Here is a 16,567-nt window from a genome sequence, read left to right on the forward strand (position 1 = left end):
ACCTGTCCGCCCTGCACCTTGGGCCTTACTCTGACTTTATTCGGTATTCGGCGGAACGTGCATGGGCGGTCAGGCTCTCGCCGCGCGCCAGTATCGATGCGGTTCTGCCCAGCATGTCCGCGCCCGCTTCGGAGCAGTTGATCAAGCTGGAGCGCTTCTGGAAGTCGTAGACTCCTAAAGGCGATGAGAAGCGTGCGGTGCTCGATGTCGGCAACACATGGTTGGGGCCGGCGCAGTAGTCGCCTAAGGCTTCTGCGGTATAGCGGCCCATGAAAATGGCGCCGGCATGGCGGATGCGCTCGCACAGGGCCGCGGGATCTTCAACCGACAGTTCCAGGTGTTCCGGCGCGATGATGTTGGCCACCTCGGCGGCTTCCCCTAAATTGCCGACTTTGATCAGCGCGCCGCGCGTGGCCAGCGAGGTTCTGATAATGTCCGCACGCTCCATCTGCGGCAACAGGTTGCGGATGCTTTGCTCGACGGCGCTCAGGAAGCTGGCGTCGTCACTGATCAGGATGGCTTGCGCGTCTTCATCGTGCTCGGCCTGCGAGAACAGGTCCATGGCAATCCAGTCCGGGTTGGTCTTGCCGTCGCAGATCACCAGAATTTCCGAAGGGCCTGCAATCATGTCGATGCCGACCTGCCCGAAAACCAGTTTCTTGGCCGTGGCGACGTAAATATTGCCGGGGCCGACGATTTTGGCTACGGCCGGAACCGTTTCCGTGCCGTAAGCCAGTGCCGCGACCGCTTGGGCGCCGCCGATGGCGAAGGCCCGGTCGACGCCGGCCAGATACGCGGCCGCCAGCACCAGTTCATTGGTTTCGCCATGCGGCGTAGGCACAACCATGATCAGTTCGCCGACGCCGGCGACCTTGGCCGGGATCGCGTTCATCAGCACGGAAGACGGGTAAGCGGCTTTGCCGCCCGGCACATAAAGTCCGACGCGGTCCAGCGGGGTGACTTTTTGTCCCAGCATGGTGCCGTCGGCTTCGGTGTATTGCCAGGACTCCATCTTCTGTTTTTCCGCATAAGCGCGAATGCGGTCGGCCGCTGTCTGCAGGGCTTTGGCCTGATCGGCGGGCAGTTTTTCCCAGGCCGCTTTCAGCCTGTCCCGGGACAGTTCGAGTTGGCCGGCATCGGTAATCTGGCAGTGATCGAAGCGGTTGGTGTATTCGATCACGGCTTTATCGCCGTTTTTGCGCACGTCGGCAATAATGGACAATACGCGTTGATGAATTTCCAGGTCGTCGGTCTCGTCCCAGGCGAGCAGGTTTTTCAATTGCCGGTCAAAATCGGCTGACGAGGCATCCAGTTTGGTAAGGTTTAAATCGGACATGGCGTTATCTTTCCGCAAGGGTTTTTTCAAATTGATCGAGTAGTGACTGAATCGCCTGGTGTTTCATTTTCATGGCCGCCTTGTTCACGACCAGGCGGGAACTGATATTCATAATGAGATCGCGCGGTTCCAGGCCGTTGGCTTTCAGGGTGTTGCCGGTATCGACGAGGTCGACGATGCAATCGGCCAGACCCACCAGCGGCGCCAGTTCCATGGAGCCGTACAATTTGATGATTTCGGCCTGAATGCCGCGGCTGGCGAAATAGCGCTGGGCGGTTTTGACGTATTTGGTCGCCACGCGGATTCGGCCCGAGATGTCCGGCGCATCCTTGGGCGCGGCGGTCATGAGCCGGCAGCAGGCGATTTTCAGGTCCAGCGGCTCGTACAGGCTCTCGGCGCCGTGTTCCAGCAGCACATCCTTACCGGCGATGCCGAGGTCGGCGGCGCCGTATTCGACAAACGTAGGCACGTCGGTCGCGCGGATGATGACCAGCTGAACGTCGTCACGGCTGGTTTGCAAAATCAGCTTGCGGCATTTTTTCGGATCATCGATCGGCGTGATGCCCGCCTCTTCCAGCAGGGGCAGGGCTTCTTCATAAATTCGGCCTTTGGATACGGCGATAGTCAGCATGGCAGATCCCTTATCTTGGGACGCGGCGGATGGTCGCGCCCAGTTGCGAAAGTTTTTCTTCAATATGATCGTAACCGCGGTCTATATGGTAGATGCGGTCAACCAGCGTATCGCCTTCTGCGGCGAGGGCGGCGATGACCAGACTGGCGGACGCTCTTAAATCGGTCGCCATGACCGGCGCCGCGGTCAGTTTTTTGACGCCGGTGCAGATGGCGGTATTCGATTCCAGTTTGATGTCGGCGCCCATACGCTGCATTTCCTGGACATGCATGAAGCGGTTTTCGAACACCGTTTCGATAATGATGCCGACGCCTTCGGCGACGGTGTTCATGGCCGTGAACTGGGCCTGCATGTCGGTCGGAAACGCCGGGTAGGGGGCCGTGCGCACCGAGACGGCTTTCGGTTTGTTGCCGTGCATGTCGAGTTGAATCCAGTTATCGCCGGCTGTGATGTCGGCGCCCGCTTCGACCAGTTTTGCCAGCACCGCATCCAGCAGATCAGGCCGGGTATTCTTCAGTTTGACTTTTCCTCCCGTGATGGCGGCGGCAACGAGGTAGGTGCCGGTTTCAATACGGTCGGGCAGAATATCGTAGTGCAAATTGTCCACGCCCAGCTTTTCGACGCCTTCAATCACCAGGACATCGGTGCCGATGCCGGAAATTTTGGCGCCCATCGCATTCAGAAAATGCGCCAGGTCGCTGACTTCCGGCTCTCTCGCCGCATTTTCAATAATCGTGGTGCCTTCGGCCAGCGTGGCCGCCATGAGCAGGTTTTCCGTGCCGGTCACGGTAATCTGTTCGAGTACCAGGCGACACCCTTTCAGGCGGTTAACCTTGGCATGGATGTAACCGCCCTCGACGGTAATATCGGCACCCATCTTGATCAGTCCGTTGATGTGAATGTCGACCGGGCGTGTGCCTATGGCGCAGCCGCCGGGCAAGGATACATGCGCCTCGCCATGCCGGGCCAGCAAAGGACCTAGTACCAGAATCGATGCGCGCATGGTTTTGACCAGTTCGTACGGTGCTTCGAAACTGTTGATCGAGTTCGTGTCGACTTCGATATTCATTTTTTCGTCAACGATGAGCTGAACCCCCATGCGGCCCAGCAACTCCATTGTGGTTGTAATATCGTGCAGATGCGGGATGTTGCCGACGCTGACGGGGGTTTCTGATAGCAATGTCGCAGCCAGAATCGGTAAAGCTGCATTTTTGGCGCCGGAGATGCGCAGTTCTCCTGAAAGTCTTGCGCCGCCGGTAATGATTAGTTTATCCATGCGGAATGTCTTGGGTTGTCTTGGTGAATGCTAAAGATCAGTAAACTCGGGCGAATCAGGCTGACTGGTAAAATGGTTGGATATGTCAAAGCCGCTCAGTCTGGCAAGATTAAGCAGTTGCTCGGGAATATTTTTAAAGCCCAGCTGAATTTTATGATCACGCGCGTATCTTATCCATTCGATCATGAGCGCAAGTCCGGCACTATCCGTGCGCGAGACACGGCTGAGGTCGATATTGATGTGTTTCGCTGTCTTGGAGAAAGCAAATGATTTGGCCGTCTGTTTGTCTATCGTTGAAAAGGTCAAATCCCCGTCGATGATAAAGTGTCCAACTCCCTGATTAATGATGTTCAGCTTGCTCACTTGTTCGTTTCCGCTTTTTCTTCAGCTGATTTAAACAGGAACTGGCCGATCAGCTTTTCCAGAATAATGGCTGACTGCGTGAGTTCAATCATACTGCCATCTTTCAAGGTTTCATCCGAACCGCCTGGTACCAGATTGACATATTGTTCGCCCAGCAGGCCGGCGGTGAAGATGCTGGCGCTCGTATCATCCGGAAGCGTGTTGTAGCGCGAGTTAATGCGCATTTCCACGACGGACTCGTAAGTGGTCGGGTCAAATTTGATGGCGCTGACTTGCCCGATTTTGACACCGGCCGAGGAAACCGCGGATTTAACCTTCAGCCCGCCGGAATTTTCAAACCGGGCGGTTACCGTATAGGTATCTTCTTTAATAAAAGCGCTTAAACCACTGACTTGCAGGGCAAGAAAGAGCAGGCCAACGATGCCGGCGGCGACAAAAAGCCCGACAAGCGTGTCCTGGGTACTGGTGTGCTGCATGTTAATTAATCTCCGAACATGAGTGCGGTCAGGATGAAGTCCAGACCCAAAATACTAAAAGCTGAATTGACCACGGTGCGCGTAGTGGCGCGGCTGACCCCCTCGGAAGTCGGGATGGTGTCATAACCTTCGAACAGCGCTATCCAGGTCGCGACAAAACCGAAAACAAGACTCTTGATGACGCCATTGACAATATCATCCTGGAAATCCAGGCTGTCCTGCATTTGTGACCAGTAAGCGCCTTCATCCACACCCAACAAACCGACACCGACCATGAAACCGCCGATGATGCCGATCATGCTGAATAACGCCGCCAGCAAGGGCATGGATAACAAGCCGGCTAGAAAACGCGGGGAAATAATCCGTTTAATCGGATCGACGGCCATCATTTCCATGCCGGAAAGCTGTTCTGTCGCTTTCATCAGGCCGATTTCGGCCGTCAAAGCGGAACCGGCCCGGCCGGCGAACAATAAGGCCGATACCACTGGGCCCAGTTCCCTGACCAGCGACGCCGCAACCATGACGCCGAGCGTCTCCTCGGCGCCAAAATCGGATAGAATGTAATAACCCTGCAGACCCAGCACCATGCCGACAAAAAGCCCTGAAATGGTGATAATAAGAAAAGACAGGACACCGACTGAATACATCTGGTTAAGAATGAGTCTGGGTCTCGGCAGGACGTCGCCAATGCCGGCAAGCGTATGGAGCAGAAAGAAGGTGCCACGCCCCAGTTTGGTAAAACTGGCACGTGTCGTTCTGCCCAGATATTGTACAAATTGAATCATGTTTATAGCTGCCCGTAGCGCTTTGATACCCGGCGGCGGGACCGTTTTGCCGATGAAAGCAGGTCGTCAACATAGTCTACCGCAGGGTAATGAAAATGTACCGGTCCGTCCGCCGCGCCGGTCATGAATTGTTGAACCCATTCCGATTCCGATTGTTGAATCTCTGCCGGTGTGCCCTGGCCGACAATTTTGCCATCCGATATCACATAGATATAATCGGCGATCGCGGCTGTTTCATGGACATCGTGCGAGACGATGATGCTGGTCAGGCCCAGGGTAGTGTTCAATGATTTGATCAGATGCACCAGCGCCCCCATGGATATTGGATCCTGGCCAGTAAACGGTTCGTCGTACATAATCATCATCGGGTCCAGGGCAATCGCCCTGGCCAGGGCAATGCGTCTGGCCATGCCGCCGGACAATTCATTGGGCATCAGGTCGCGCGCGCCCCTCAGTCCTACGGCCTGTAGTTTCATCAGGACCAGCGTGCGGATCATGGATTCGGGCAGATGGGTGTGTTCGCGTAACGGAAAAGCGACATTATCATAAACGCTCATGTCGGTTAACAAGGCGCCGCTTTGGAAAAGCATGCCCATGCGTTTGCGCAAATTGTACAATTCCGATCGACGCAAGCGATGGACGTTTTGTCCGTTTACCGTTACCGAGCCTCGTTCAGGGAATAATTGACCGCCGATCAATTTTAACAGCGTGGTTTTGCCTGTGCCGCTAGGGCCCATGATGGCGGTAATCTTGCCGCGCTCGAATTCCAGTGAAATATCGTCAAATATTTTCTTGTTGCCCCGGGAAAACGACAAATTATGAACAGAAACCAAGCTGTTTTGGGAGGAGACGCTGTTATCCATGCGCGGTTTAAGATATATGTTTCGAAATCTAAACAAGCTATTTTCTATGACTAGTCCCTGTTAAGTCAATATATGGCTGTTTGAGAAAGAAAAAGCAGCGTCTGATGATCGATGCAGGGACGCTGTAAGGCAATAATTAAATACTGCAAACTTGTATCTTCATTAGAAGCTCTATAATACATCAATGAAATAAACATGGCATAATAGGCAATTTTTCGAACTGGCAACCTATGGTTATCAATTTTATTGCGCTGCTGGCGGGGGTGGGCGTTTTAGCGTATTCGGCGGATAAATTCGTTACTGGAACGGCATCCATTGCCAGAAACCTGGGTGTTTCCCCATTGCTCATCGGCTTGACGATAGTCAGTTTGGGAACCAGTGCCCCGGAAATTCTGATATCAACCATTGCGTCCTGGCAAGGCAATGCCGGATTGGCGGTGGGTAATGCCCTGGGTTCGAATATAGCCAATATTGGTTTAATCATGGGCGGGACGGCGCTGATTGCGCCTTTGGCATTTCATACCGGCATTTTGAAGAGAGAACTGCCGATTTTAATGGGCATCAGCATCGGCAGCTATCTGCTGACTTTTGATGGCCTGGATATTTTTGACGGCCTGTTGCTGCTGGCCGGGCTAGGCCTGTTTACAGGATGGCTGATTCGTTCGGCTGTTAATGAGAAGCAAAACGGCTCCTTGAGCGATGCGGCGGACACAGGATTACCCGAAGGCCTGCCCGGCAACAAAGCTTGGGCATATTTTTTGTTGGGATTGATAGGGTTGCTGTTGAGCTCGCGCATATTGGTGATGTCGGCAGTCAATATCGCCCGGTTTTTTGATGTCAGTGATGTGGTGATTGGTCTGACGATTGTCGCTGTAGGCACGAGCCTGCCGGAACTGGCCGCATCAATTGGCAGCGTATTGAAGAAAGAGGATGATCTGGCGGTTGGCAATATTATCGGATCGAATATTTATAATTTGCTGGCTGTCTATTCGGTGCCGGGCGTGATGGCGCCCGGTCCCGTTGCTGAAAGTGTTCTTGATCGCGATTTCCCGGTTATGCTGGCGTATACCGGCGTCTTGTTTATCCTCGGTTATGGCATTTCGAAAGCCGGGTATATTAATCATTGGGAGGGTTTTGGCTTATTGTCCGCCTATGTCGCTTATCAATGGGTTATTTATCAAAGTGCGGTTTCCGTCTGATTTTACCGGCAGAAAATGAAAATACATGATCAAAAACTCCGTGAATTGGCGCTGGCTGTCATTCAGGTGGAAAAGCAGGCGATCGCTTCTTTAGCCGATCAGATTAATGATGAATTTGTCGCCGCCTGCCGGCTGATGTTCAATTGTACCGGGCGCGTCGTCGTTACCGGCATGGGCAAATCGGGACATATCGCCGGCAAGATTGCCGCTACGTTGGCAAGCACCGGAACGCCGGCTTTTTTTGTGCATCCGGGGGAAGCCAGTCACGGCGATCTGGGCATGATTACCCGGCACGACGTCGTGCTGGCCTTGTCAAACTCCGGTGAAACCAGCGAATTCTTGACTATCCTGCCGATTATCAAGCGGTTGGGCGTGCCTTTAATCGCAATGACGGGGAATCCGGCTTCCACAATGGCCAAATTCGCCACCGCGCATATTTATGTAGGGGTTGAGCAAGAGGCTTGTCCGCTGGGACTGGCACCGACCTCCAGTACAACCGCGGCACTGGTGATGGGCGATGCCTTGGCGGTGTCATTGCTAGATGCGCGTGGATTTACGCGCGATGATTTTGCGCTTTCGCATCCTGGCGGCAGTTTAGGCAAACGGCTGTTATTAATGGTCAGTGATATCATGCATGCCGGTAATAAAGTGCCGTCAGTGCCGGAGACGGCGCTGATCGGCGAGGCTTTGCTGGAGATGACTGAAAAAAAACTGGGCATGACCACGATTGTCGATACCGACAACCGGGTCATCGGGATTTTTACCGACGGCGATTTGCGGCGCATGCTGAGCCGGAATCTGGATATCCATCGCACCGCCATTACTGAAGTCATGACCCCGAATTGTGCTGTTATTCCGGAAGACATTCTCGCCGCCGAAGCCATGCGGATCATGGAACAGAAAAAAATTAATGCGTTGATTGTCGTTGACGATAATCGGCGCGCGATAGGGGCCTTGAATATGCATGACCTGATCCATGCGGGAATAGTGTAATGACGGAAACTGAGCAAATGCGAGTCGTAATGGAAAAAGCCAGAAAGCTGAAGCTTCTGATTTTGGATGTGGATGGCGTGTTAACGGATGGCAAGCTTTTTTTTGACAATGAAGGCAACGAATATAAAGCCTTCCATGCCCGCGATGGGCACGGCATCAAACTGCTGCGGCAAACCGGCGTGGAAGTGGCGGTTATTTCCGGCCGCAAATCGAATTCGGTGGCGCTGCGCATGAAGAATCTGGGCATTGAGTATGTCTATCAAGGTCATGAAAATAAAATTGCCGCGTTTAACGAAATTATCGATAAATTGCGCATAACGCCGGATCAGGCCGCTCATGTAGGGGATGACCTGCTGGATCTGCCGATCATGACCCGGGTCGGTCTTGCGATCGCGGTTAATGACGCGAATTTTGCCGTTAAGCAGCGTGCCGACTGGTATACGCGACTGCCTGGTGGCCATGGCGCCGTCAGGGAAGTCTGTGATTTAATCATGCAGGCTCAAGGCCGTTTTGACGAGGTGGTGAACGCTTACCTGAAATGATCAGTTTGAATGGAAAATATATTTACCTGTATATCGCCATTATTGCCGTAATGAGCTGGTGGCTGGTTAAATTGACCGGAGTGGATGAGGTGCGGGCTCCGGCTCCGGATCATAGTCCGGATTATTTCAGCAAAGGCTATACAAAATGGGAAATGGATGAAACGGGCAAGTTAAAAAATAAATTGCTGGCCGATAAAATGACTCACTATAACGATGATGGCACGACACATTTGGAGAATCCTGTGATGTTTTTTCATAAGGAAAAAACGCCGCCCTGGGTTGTTAAGTCGGAAGCCGGTATTTTATCCGCCGACGGCAAGGATCTGTTGTTGACCGGCAAGGTCAATGTAGAAAGAGCCAAGGGCGAGGACGTTAACCAGCTTATAATCAATACTTCCAATGTCAGGGTCAAGCCGGAAACCAGCTATGCGGAAACTGATGAATGGGCGGAGCTGATTAGCCCGCCTAATGTCACCACGGGTACCGGCATGAAACTCGTTTTTTCCAATCCAATTAACATTAAATTGCTCGCTAACGTGCGAGGAAAGTATGAAACACATTAAAAATCCGGCAATTTTCTGCGGTTTTGCCTTGCTATTAGGTTTGTACAGTTCCACTTCAATGGCGCTGAAAAGCGATTCCGAGCAACCGATCACGATAGATTCCAACACGGCGACTTACGATGATAGCAAAGCCATAAGCATTTATACGGGCAACGTAATCTCCATTCAGGGCAGTATCAAAGTCCATTCCGACAAGCTGGTGGTACATTTTGTCAATGGCGATGCCGAGAAGCTGGTGTTTACTGGTAATAAGGCAAAATTCAGACAGAAGCCCAGCGAGGGTGAGGAAGACATTACCGGTGAAGCATTGATCGGTGAATATTACCCTAAAAAGAACCTGCTGATTCTGATTGATGAGGCGACGGTCTGGCAGGGCAATGCCACTTATTCCAGCAAGTTAATCGAATACGATAGTAAAAATTCGGTCGTCAGGGCAGGGGAAAAATCCTCCGATTCAAAGCGCGTGCGCGTCATACTGAAACCGAAACCCAAAGAAGCTAAGTAAAAATGGCTAAACTCTCTGCAAAACAACTGATTAAAAATTACAATAAACGTAATGTGGTCAATGGCGTGTCATTGCATGTCAATACCGGTGAAGTTGTCGGTTTGCTGGGACCTAACGGGGCCGGTAAAACAACCAGCTTTTATATGATGGTGGGGCTGATTAAAGCCGATGAAGGTCAAATTACCCTGGACTCGCACGACTTAACCCATCATCCTATGCACTTAAGAGCGCAATTGGGTATCGGTTATCTGCCGCAGGAGCCGTCCGTGTTTCGCAAGCTGAGCGTGGCGGATAATTTGCGCGCCGTACTACAGATTCGTGCCGATCTGACCAAAGGGCAGGGCGAGTTGGTCATTGAGGAGCTGTTGCAGGAGTTTCATATCCAGCATCTGCGCGATCAGATTGCCCTGGGGTTATCCGGCGGCGAACGGCGGCGCGTTGAAATTGCCAGGGCATTGGCCACCAATCCGCAATTTATATTGCTGGATGAGCCTTTCGCTGGTGTTGATCCGATCTCGGTAGAGGATATCAGAAAGATCATAGAGCATTTGAAATATCGTGGCATCGGTGTCTTAATTACCGAGCATAATGTCAGAGAAACATTAAGTATTTGTGATCGAGCGTATATACTTGCCGATGGCAGGGTGATTGCGGAAGGCGGAGCGGCAGCCATCGTTGCCAATCAGGAAGTGCGAAAAGTTTATTTAGGCGATAACTTTAGTCTTTAAGTTGAAGTATTTACAAAAGATTATATTACGATGAAACAATCCTTACACCTTCGGCTAGGCCAGCAACTGACGATGACGCCGCAATTGCAGCAGGCGATCAGGTTGCTTCAGTTGTCGACTCTGGATCTGCAGCAGGAAATACAGCAGGCACTGGAATCCAATATGATGCTGGAAATCAGTGAAGAGGAAAGCACTTTGCCGGATACGGAGATGGCACCCGAAAAGAAAATTGATAATTCTGATTCGGTGACCAGCGAAGGATCGCAAACCGATATTCCGGATGAACTGCCGATAGATTCTTCATGGGATGATATTTATGAAAATGTCATGGCGGCGGGCACTAATTCCGCTGATACGGTTGAATTCGAAACCCAGCGCAGCAAGTCTTCAACCTTGTTGGATCATTTGTTATGGCAATTGGAACTGACCCGGTTCTCCGAGCGTGATCACGCCATCGCCATCGCCATTATCGATTCCGTTAATGAAGACGGTTATCTAAGAAACAGTCTCGATGATATATTCCAGGGGTTACAGTCCCAGTTGGATGATCTCGACTGCGATGAGGTTAAAGCGGTACTGCACCGGGTGCAGAATTTTGATCCGGCAGGCGTTGCCGCGATTGATTTAAGTGACTGCCTGGCAATACAATTGCAACAGTTGCCGGATTCAACGCCTTACAAAAAAGAAGCGCTGGCGCTTGTCTGTCGCTATCTGGATTTGTTGGCCAATCATGACCAGGCCAAACTGATGCGTCGACTAGGCGTCACGGAGCGACAACTGGAGTCGATTATTGCATTGATCCGGACTTTGGATCCCAAGCCCGGCGCGCGTATACAGGATAGCGGTTCCGAATATGTGATCCCCGATGTCTACGTGACCAAACAGGACGGCACCTGGCAAGTGCATCTTAATCCGGATATCGCACCCAAGCTGCGCATAAACCCTTTTTATTCGGCGCTGATCAAAAGGTCTGATAACAGCAAGGACAATGCTTCGATGAAAGACCACCTGCAGGAAGCCCGCTGGTTCATCAAGAGCCTGCACAGCCGTAACGACACCTTGTTGCGCGTGGCGCGCTGCATCGTGGCAAAGCAGCCGGCATTCCTTGAACATGGTCCCATAGCCATGAAACCCATGGTACTCAGGGATATTGCCGAGGAGCTGGAGTTGCACGAGTCCACCATATCGCGCGTGACCACGCAGAAATACATGCATACGCCGAATGGTATCGTCGAATTCAAGTACTTCTTTTCCAGTCATGTCTCGACGGAAGGCGGTGGAGAGTGTTCGGCAACGGCCATCAGAGCCTTTATTAAAGAATTAATCGGAAATGAAAATCCAGCAAGACCGTTAAGTGATAGTAAAATATCCGATTTATTAAAAGAAAAAGGCATCAATGTAGCGAGAAGGACTGTTGCCAAGTATCGCGAAGCGATGTTTATTTCATCATCCAGTCAGAGAAAGCGTATCTTATGACGCTAACTGATACCAACAAACCAATCATTCATCCTTAGGAGTTTATTCATGCAAGTTAGTGTAACCGGCCATCATCTTGAAGTAACTGATGCGTTAAAAGCACACGTTGACAGCAAATTTGAAAAACTGGCTCGTCATTTTGATAATGTCACTGATGTACATGTTATTTTAAGTGTAGAAAAATTAGTCCAAAAAGCCGAAGCAACCTTGCAGCTCAGCGGTGCTAAATTGTTTGCCGAAGATCACCAGGAAGATATGTACGCCGCCATTGATAATCTGGTAGACAAACTGGACCGCCAAATTATCAAGCATAAAGAAAAAGTCGGAAGCCACAGATAAGGTGGGGAGGCGCAAGGCTAAATGAAACTTTAATCTTGCGCCTGTTATTATGAAGCTATTAATCGTCAGCGGCCTCTCCGGTTCCGGTAAAAGTATCGCGTTAGAAACGCTGGAGGATTGCGGTTACTATTGTATAGATAATCTGCCGGTAACTTTGCTGGAGGATTTTATCAGCCACGTCATGCTGGTCGATAAAAAAACCTATAAAAAGACGGCGATTGGCATTGATGCCAGAAACCAGACCGAAAGCCTGCTCAATTTTTCGGATTGTCTGGGTTTAATTCGCAGTAAAGGGATCGATTGCGAAATCATGTTTATGCAGGCTGAAGAATCGACGTTATTGAAACGGTATAGCGAAACCCGTCGGCGCCATCCATTAACGGACTTCAATATTCCGCTAAAAGAAGCGCTGAAAATCGAACGGGAAATGCTGACCCCGATTGCCCGGCATGCCAATGTCGTGATCGATACCAGTCGAACGCATTACCATCAGTTGCGGGAATTGATCAAGGATCAGATCGGGGAACGGGATGCCCGGCATATCGCCTTGCAGTTTCAATCATTTGGCTTTAAGCATGGGGTGCCGTTGGATGCCGATTTTGTATTCGATGCCCGTACTCTGCCAAATCCCCACTGGATTCCGGAATTGCGCGGTTTAACCGGAAAGGATCTGCCGGTGGCGGATTTTCTTAAAGAACAACCTTTAGTCGCCGAGTTTTTTCAGGATATTACTGATTTTCTTCAACGTTGGATTCCTCGCTTTGAAGCCGAAGGGCGCAGCTATTTGACCGTCGCAATAGGATGCACAGGCGGTCAGCATCGATCGGTATATTTGGTTGACTCCCTGGCACAGCAGTTTAAAAATTTGTCTCTGAACGTAATTGTTCGCCATAGAGAACTGCATTAGTCTTTTTTCCGCACTCAATTAACTGGAATTGGCATGGCAATGATCTGCTATGCCGGTTCGTATGGATATTTCTTCTATGTCAGGTACTGCACAACAAGACAATAACGAACTTCTTCTTAAACGAATGATAGAACTGCTGGGTAAGGGATCGTTGTATGACATCAGGCAGTTCATTAAAGAATTATATCCTGCGGAAATAGCGCTTTTAATTGAATCGCTGGGGCCCGGAGACAGAAAAACAATCTGGAAAGTCATTCCGCCGGAAATTATGGGGGAAATCCTGGTGAACCTGCATGTCGAGGTGGCGAGCGGGCTCATGGCGATTACCGACTGGAAAGACTTGACTGCCGCAGTGGAAAGTCTGGAATCGGATGACCTGATCGATTTGCTGCATACGCTTCCCGAGCCGCTACTCTCCAAGGTGACGGACTCGATCGGCATTCAGGAAAGGCTGCGTCTGGAATCGGCTTTATCGTATGACGATCATACGGCAGGCGGTTTGATGAGTCTTGACGTCCTGACGGTGCGGGCCGATGTGTCGCTGGATGTTGTGCTGCGTTATTTAAGAAAGCGCGGAACCATGCCCAGGGCGACGGACAATTTGATCGTTGTCGATCGGAATGATCATTTTCAGGGTGTTTTGCCTTTAGCGGTATTATTGACTACAAATCCTCATGTCATGGTGTCGGACGTGATGGATTTCAGTATGAGCGGTATTCCCTACCAGATGCCGGCCGGGGAGGTCGCTTTATTGTTTGAGCAGCGCGATATGATATCCGCGCCGGTCGTTGCCGAGGACGGCAAGTTGTTGGGAAGAATCACTGTCGACGATATCGTCGATGTTATTCGCGAGGAGGCTGATCACTCGCTGATGAGCATGGCGGGGCTGGATGAGGAACTGGATATGTTCGCGCCGGTAGTAACCAGCGCCAAACGGCGGGCGGTCTGGCTGGGCGTTAACCTGCTGACGGCTTTCCTGGCATCCTGGGTTATCGGTTTATTCGAGGCAACTTTAGACCGGATTGTGGCATTGGCGGTATTGATGCCCATCGTTGCCAGTATGGGCGGCATTGCCGGAAGCCAAACATTGACACTGGTGATCCGTGGGTTGGCGTTGCGGCAGATTAGCAGCATCAATGCCGTGAGACTGTTTAAAAAGGAAATCTCGGTCGGTATTGTGAACGGCGCCTTATGGGCCGTTGTCGTGGCCTGCATAGCGGGTATTTGGTTCCAAAGCGCCGGTCTCGGGTTATTGCTGGGCTGTGCCATGCTCATCAATCTGGTTTGCGCCGCATTGGCCGGTGCCAGCATTCCGTTAATACTGCAGAAGATGGGAATAGACCCGGCCCTGGCGGGTGGCGTGTTATTAACCACGGTAACCGATGTTATCGGTTTCATGGCTTTCCTGGGATTAGCGACTCTGTTTCTGATATGAAATCATGGCAAGGCTAAAGTAGTGGTTTTTTAACTTTAGCCTTTTGTTTTGTCTGTGTTTTATTTCAATGATAATGTTTCAGCGCGGCCTTTCATTTCGATGGATAGCTTGTCTTCCTTAGCCAACCAGCCGATGGCGCGTTGAATGTCATTTTTATTAATCCCTGTTTCAGAGGTTACTTTAGATACGCTAGCCGGTCCGTTTTTATCCAAATAATGCCAGATTTTGCCGGCAGCCTCGCCAATCGTTTTAGACATATAGATCACCTTATTATTTAATGGGTTGAAAATTAAGACTTCTTAGCCTGATGATCAGGCAAGACGATATTTAATTCAAGTATTTCCTGATCATCATCCTGTTCAAAATTAACTGAAATGGCATCTTGCCCTACGTTAACGTATTTTCGTATGACTTCCAGTAACTCTTTTTGTAACTGGGGAAGATAGGAGGGCTGGCTTCTGGAGGAGCGCTCATGAGCCACCAGAATCTGCAGTCTTTCTTTTGCCACCGATGCCGAACTGGCTTTAGTGACTCTAAAATAATCGAGTAAACTCATTATTTACCCCCGAAAAGCTTCCCGAAAATACCTTTTTTCTCATCAATAAAACGATGGGGTTTTTCCTCGCCCAGGTAGCGAGCAACAATGTCGGCATAGGCCTGGCCGGCATCGCTTTTCTGGTCCAGAATAACAGGAATGCCTGAGTTCGATGCATTCAATACCGATTTTGATTCCGGAATCACGCCCAGTAAATGCAATGATAAAATTTCCTGAACGTCTTTTACACTGAGCATTTCGCCTAATTTTACCCGATCCGGTGAATAACGGGACAGCAACAGGTATTCTTTGATCGGTTCTTCGTTTTGTTCTGCCCGGCGCGATTTACTCGACAAAAGGCCTAGCATACGATCTGAGTCTCTAACCGAAGACACTTCCGGGTTGGTTACGACAAAAGCGTCGTCGGCAAAATACATCGCCAAATGAGCGCCTTTTTCAATGCCGGCCGGAGAATCGCAGACGATGTATTGAAATTCCTTGGATAGTTCTTCCAGGATTTTGCCCACGCCTTCAACACTTAAGGCATCCTTGTCGCGCGTTTGCGAGGCGGGCAGAATATAAAGCTGCTCGCAATGTTTGTCGCGAATCAACGCCTGATTAAGGTTGGCTTCGCCATTGATGACGTTGATAAAGTCATAAACAACACGACGTTCGCAGCCCATCACCAAATCCAGATTACGCAAGCCTACGTCAAAATCAATGACGGCCGTTTTGTAGCCTTTTTTTGCAAGCCCCATGGAAATGGCGGCGCTCGTTGTTGTTTTGCCAACACCACCTTTACCGGACGTTACGACGATGATTCTTGCCAAGGGTTATTCCTCCAAGTTAGCGGTATTAATTAATTAAAGATCTTGAATGATCAAATTTTCGTTTTGTAAGTAGATCTGGACGGGCTTGCCGCGGACGGACTCATCCAGATCCTCGCTGATTTTGTAAGTGCCGGCAATCGAGATGAGTTCAGCTTGCAAATCGGAGCAGAAGATACGCGCTTCCTGATTGCCCTGCACGCCAGCCAAAGCCCGCCCCCTTAACGTTCCATACACATGAATATTGCCTTCGGCCAGAATTTCGGCGCCGGCACTGACTTGGGCCAGAACGATCAAATCTCCCTCGGCATAAAGGCGTTGGCCGGAACGGATAGGCTGAGTAATCAACGTGCTGATTGCAGGCTCTGTCTTGGGGTCCGGTTTCGGAGTGATTTTTTTCGGCTTTACTGTTTCCGCAGGCGCCGGCGTCGACGTGCTACCGCTATGAATGGAATGGACGGGAATGCCCTGGGTTATTGCTTGTTGGTTCTGTTGCGCGGTGCCGCCGCGTATGCCAATCGGCAATAGATTAAGCTTGCGAATGATTTTCGTCAGTTCGGCAATATCAACCTCGCGCTCCTGCTTGTTCAGTTCCTGCAAATCAAATACCAGTGGGGAGTTTTTGAAAAATTCAGGTGCCTGACGTACTTTTTCCTGGAGCTGTTGCTCGATAATTACCGTGTCATTATCGAACAGGATTAAAACGGGTACGGAAAAAGTACTGCTCTTAAATTCCAGGGCAGGGGGGCGGTAAGGCGTTGTTTGAGGGTCTGTCGACATCCGTTAAA

Annotated in this window: 21 protein-coding genes; 10 read left to right on the forward strand and 11 right to left on the reverse strand. The window is 50.7% G+C overall.

The window, feature by feature from the left end; genetic code table 11:
* Window positions 1-25: 25 nt before the first annotated feature.
* Genes hisD through EK22_RS04425 form a run of 7 tightly spaced genes read right to left on the reverse strand, consistent with a single transcriptional unit; the run spans window position 26 to window position 5,730 of the window.
* Entirely contained in the window at window positions 26-1,336 is a 1,311-nt protein-coding gene (hisD, locus tag EK22_RS04395; RefSeq protein ID WP_036248432.1) for a histidinol dehydrogenase, read from the reverse strand.
* A 4-nt stretch (window positions 1,337-1,340) separates the two neighbouring features.
* On the reverse strand, window positions 1,341-1,967 hold the full coding sequence (gene hisG / locus EK22_RS04400) for an ATP phosphoribosyltransferase (protein ID WP_027160142.1): 627 nt from the start codon (window positions 1,965-1,967) through the stop codon (window positions 1,341-1,343).
* Window positions 1,968-1,977: 10 nt separating this feature from the next.
* Window positions 1,978-3,243, reverse strand: coding sequence for a UDP-N-acetylglucosamine 1-carboxyvinyltransferase (gene murA / locus EK22_RS04405; RefSeq protein WP_020159314.1), 1,266 nt, complete (start codon window positions 3,241-3,243; stop codon window positions 1,978-1,980).
* 30 nt (window positions 3,244-3,273) lie between these two features.
* A complete protein-coding gene (locus EK22_RS04410; protein ID WP_036248434.1) occupies window positions 3,274-3,606 on the reverse strand; it encodes an STAS domain-containing protein in 333 nt (110 codons plus the stop codon).
* Window positions 3,603-4,082, reverse strand: coding sequence for an outer membrane lipid asymmetry maintenance protein MlaD (gene mlaD, locus EK22_RS04415; protein WP_020159316.1), 480 nt, complete (start codon window positions 4,080-4,082; stop codon window positions 3,603-3,605). Before mlaD ends, EK22_RS04410 begins: the two co-directional genes overlap by 4 nt.
* A 5-nt stretch (window positions 4,083-4,087) precedes the next feature.
* A complete protein-coding gene (gene mlaE, locus EK22_RS04420; protein ID WP_036248436.1) occupies window positions 4,088-4,867 on the reverse strand; it encodes a lipid asymmetry maintenance ABC transporter permease subunit MlaE in 780 nt (259 codons plus the stop codon).
* Window positions 4,868-4,869: 2 nt separating this feature from the next.
* A complete protein-coding gene (locus tag EK22_RS04425; protein WP_036248438.1) occupies window positions 4,870-5,730 on the reverse strand; it encodes an ABC transporter ATP-binding protein in 861 nt (286 codons plus the stop codon).
* A 230-nt stretch (window positions 5,731-5,960) separates the two neighbouring features.
* Here EK22_RS04425 and EK22_RS04430 point away from each other — a divergent pair, with 230 nt between their 5' ends.
* The 10 genes from EK22_RS04430 (at window position 5,961) to mgtE (ending at window position 14,417) form a co-directional block, all read left to right on the forward strand.
* Window positions 5,961-6,929, forward strand: coding sequence for a calcium/sodium antiporter (locus EK22_RS04430; protein WP_036248440.1), 969 nt, complete (start codon window positions 5,961-5,963; stop codon window positions 6,927-6,929).
* A 15-nt stretch (window positions 6,930-6,944) separates the two neighbouring features.
* Window positions 6,945-7,922 carry a KpsF/GutQ family sugar-phosphate isomerase gene (locus EK22_RS04435; protein ID WP_020159320.1) on the forward strand — a complete coding sequence of 326 codons (978 nt, stop codon included), beginning with the start codon at window positions 6,945-6,947 and terminating at the stop codon, window positions 7,920-7,922.
* A gap of 17 nt (window positions 7,923-7,939) precedes the next feature.
* Entirely contained in the window at window positions 7,940-8,464 is a 525-nt protein-coding gene (kdsC, locus tag EK22_RS04440) for a 3-deoxy-manno-octulosonate-8-phosphatase KdsC (RefSeq protein WP_027147269.1), read from the forward strand.
* Entirely contained in the window at window positions 8,461-9,027 is a 567-nt protein-coding gene (gene lptC, locus EK22_RS04445; protein WP_036248444.1) for an LPS export ABC transporter periplasmic protein LptC, read from the forward strand. The genes kdsC and lptC overlap by 4 nt, the downstream gene beginning before the upstream one ends.
* Entirely contained in the window at window positions 9,014-9,532 is a 519-nt protein-coding gene (gene lptA / locus EK22_RS04450) for a lipopolysaccharide transport periplasmic protein LptA (protein ID WP_036248446.1), read from the forward strand. Before lptC ends, lptA begins: the two co-directional genes overlap by 14 nt.
* A gap of 2 nt (window positions 9,533-9,534) precedes the next feature.
* On the forward strand, window positions 9,535-10,260 hold the full coding sequence (lptB, locus tag EK22_RS04455) for an LPS export ABC transporter ATP-binding protein (RefSeq protein WP_020159324.1): 726 nt from the start codon (window positions 9,535-9,537) through the stop codon (window positions 10,258-10,260).
* Window positions 10,261-10,290: 30 nt separating this feature from the next.
* On the forward strand, window positions 10,291-11,736 hold the full coding sequence (locus tag EK22_RS04460) for an RNA polymerase factor sigma-54 (RefSeq protein WP_027147270.1): 1,446 nt from the start codon (window positions 10,291-10,293) through the stop codon (window positions 11,734-11,736).
* Window positions 11,737-11,784: 48 nt separating this feature from the next.
* The gene (gene hpf, locus EK22_RS04465) at window positions 11,785-12,075 is read left to right on the forward strand and encodes a ribosome hibernation-promoting factor, HPF/YfiA family (protein WP_020159326.1); all 291 of its coding nucleotides are present in this window, start codon (window positions 11,785-11,787) and stop codon (window positions 12,073-12,075) included.
* A gap of 49 nt (window positions 12,076-12,124) precedes the next feature.
* Window positions 12,125-12,982 (forward strand): RNase adapter RapZ, encoded by an 858-nt coding sequence (gene rapZ / locus EK22_RS04470; RefSeq protein WP_020159327.1) that lies wholly within the window; start codon window positions 12,125-12,127, stop codon window positions 12,980-12,982.
* 76 nt (window positions 12,983-13,058) lie between these two features.
* Window positions 13,059-14,417 carry a magnesium transporter gene (gene mgtE, locus EK22_RS04475; protein WP_027147271.1) on the forward strand — a complete coding sequence of 453 codons (1,359 nt, stop codon included), beginning with the start codon at window positions 13,059-13,061 and terminating at the stop codon, window positions 14,415-14,417.
* Between the two features lie 59 nt (window positions 14,418-14,476).
* Here mgtE and EK22_RS04480 read toward each other — a convergent pair whose 3' ends face one another.
* The 4 genes from EK22_RS04480 to minC are packed head-to-tail and all read right to left on the reverse strand — an operon-like array spanning window position 14,477 to window position 16,559.
* Window positions 14,477-14,674: a winged helix-turn-helix domain-containing protein gene (locus EK22_RS04480; protein ID WP_020159329.1), complete on the reverse strand. Its 198-nt coding sequence runs from the start codon at window positions 14,672-14,674 to the stop codon at window positions 14,477-14,479.
* A 32-nt stretch (window positions 14,675-14,706) separates the two neighbouring features.
* Complete coding sequence (gene minE / locus EK22_RS04485; protein ID WP_020159330.1) at window positions 14,707-14,973, reverse strand: cell division topological specificity factor MinE; 267 nt, start codon at window positions 14,971-14,973, stop codon at window positions 14,707-14,709.
* Window positions 14,973-15,782, reverse strand: a complete 810-nt coding sequence (gene minD, locus EK22_RS04490; protein WP_027147272.1) for a septum site-determining protein MinD — start codon at window positions 15,780-15,782, stop codon at window positions 14,973-14,975. Before minD ends, minE begins: the two co-directional genes overlap by 1 nt.
* A gap of 33 nt (window positions 15,783-15,815) precedes the next feature.
* A complete protein-coding gene (gene minC, locus EK22_RS04495; RefSeq protein WP_036248450.1) occupies window positions 15,816-16,559 on the reverse strand; it encodes a septum site-determining protein MinC in 744 nt (247 codons plus the stop codon).
* Window positions 16,560-16,567 lie beyond the last annotated feature (8 nt).

It is taken from the genome of Methylobacter sp. BBA5.1 (assembly GCF_000746145.1).
GTDB classification, from domain to species: domain Bacteria; phylum Pseudomonadota; class Gammaproteobacteria; order Methylococcales; family Methylomonadaceae; genus Methylobacter; species Methylobacter marinus.

Excerpts from the sequence above, each read along its gene's own strand:
- mlaE (WP_036248436.1), bottom strand. The coding sequence starts at position 4,867 with ATGATTCAATTTGTACAATATCTGGGCAGAACGACACGTGCCAGTTTT.
- rapZ (WP_020159327.1), top strand. The coding sequence starts at position 12,125 with ATGAAGCTATTAATCGTCAGCGGCCTCTCCGGTTCCGGTAAAAGTATC.
- lptC (WP_036248444.1), top strand. The coding sequence starts at position 8,461 with ATGATCAGTTTGAATGGAAAATATATTTACCTGTATATCGCCATTATT.
- hpf (WP_020159326.1), top strand. The coding sequence starts at position 11,785 with ATGCAAGTTAGTGTAACCGGCCATCATCTTGAAGTAACTGATGCGTTA.
- EK22_RS04435 (WP_020159320.1), top strand. The coding sequence starts at position 6,945 with ATGAAAATACATGATCAAAAACTCCGTGAATTGGCGCTGGCTGTCATT.
- murA (WP_020159314.1), bottom strand. The coding sequence starts at position 3,243 with ATGGATAAACTAATCATTACCGGCGGCGCAAGACTTTCAGGAGAACTG.
- lptA (WP_036248446.1), top strand. The coding sequence starts at position 9,014 with ATGAAACACATTAAAAATCCGGCAATTTTCTGCGGTTTTGCCTTGCTA.
- minE (WP_020159330.1), bottom strand. The coding sequence starts at position 14,973 with ATGAGTTTACTCGATTATTTTAGAGTCACTAAAGCCAGTTCGGCATCG.
- EK22_RS04480 (WP_020159329.1), bottom strand. The coding sequence starts at position 14,674 with ATGTCTAAAACGATTGGCGAGGCTGCCGGCAAAATCTGGCATTATTTG.
- hisG (WP_027160142.1), bottom strand. The coding sequence starts at position 1,967 with ATGCTGACTATCGCCGTATCCAAAGGCCGAATTTATGAAGAAGCCCTG.
- EK22_RS04430 (WP_036248440.1), top strand. The coding sequence starts at position 5,961 with ATGGTTATCAATTTTATTGCGCTGCTGGCGGGGGTGGGCGTTTTAGCG.
- minC (WP_036248450.1), bottom strand. The coding sequence starts at position 16,559 with ATGTCGACAGACCCTCAAACAACGCCTTACCGCCCCCCTGCCCTGGAA.
- lptB (WP_020159324.1), top strand. The coding sequence starts at position 9,535 with ATGGCTAAACTCTCTGCAAAACAACTGATTAAAAATTACAATAAACGT.
- kdsC (WP_027147269.1), top strand. The coding sequence starts at position 7,940 with ATGCGAGTCGTAATGGAAAAAGCCAGAAAGCTGAAGCTTCTGATTTTG.
- EK22_RS04425 (WP_036248438.1), bottom strand. The coding sequence starts at position 5,730 with ATGGATAACAGCGTCTCCTCCCAAAACAGCTTGGTTTCTGTTCATAAT.
- hisD (WP_036248432.1), bottom strand. The coding sequence starts at position 1,336 with ATGTCCGATTTAAACCTTACCAAACTGGATGCCTCGTCAGCCGATTTT.
- mgtE (WP_027147271.1), top strand. The coding sequence starts at position 13,059 with ATGTCAGGTACTGCACAACAAGACAATAACGAACTTCTTCTTAAACGA.
- mlaD (WP_020159316.1), bottom strand. The coding sequence starts at position 4,082 with ATGCAGCACACCAGTACCCAGGACACGCTTGTCGGGCTTTTTGTCGCC.
- EK22_RS04460 (WP_027147270.1), top strand. The coding sequence starts at position 10,291 with ATGAAACAATCCTTACACCTTCGGCTAGGCCAGCAACTGACGATGACG.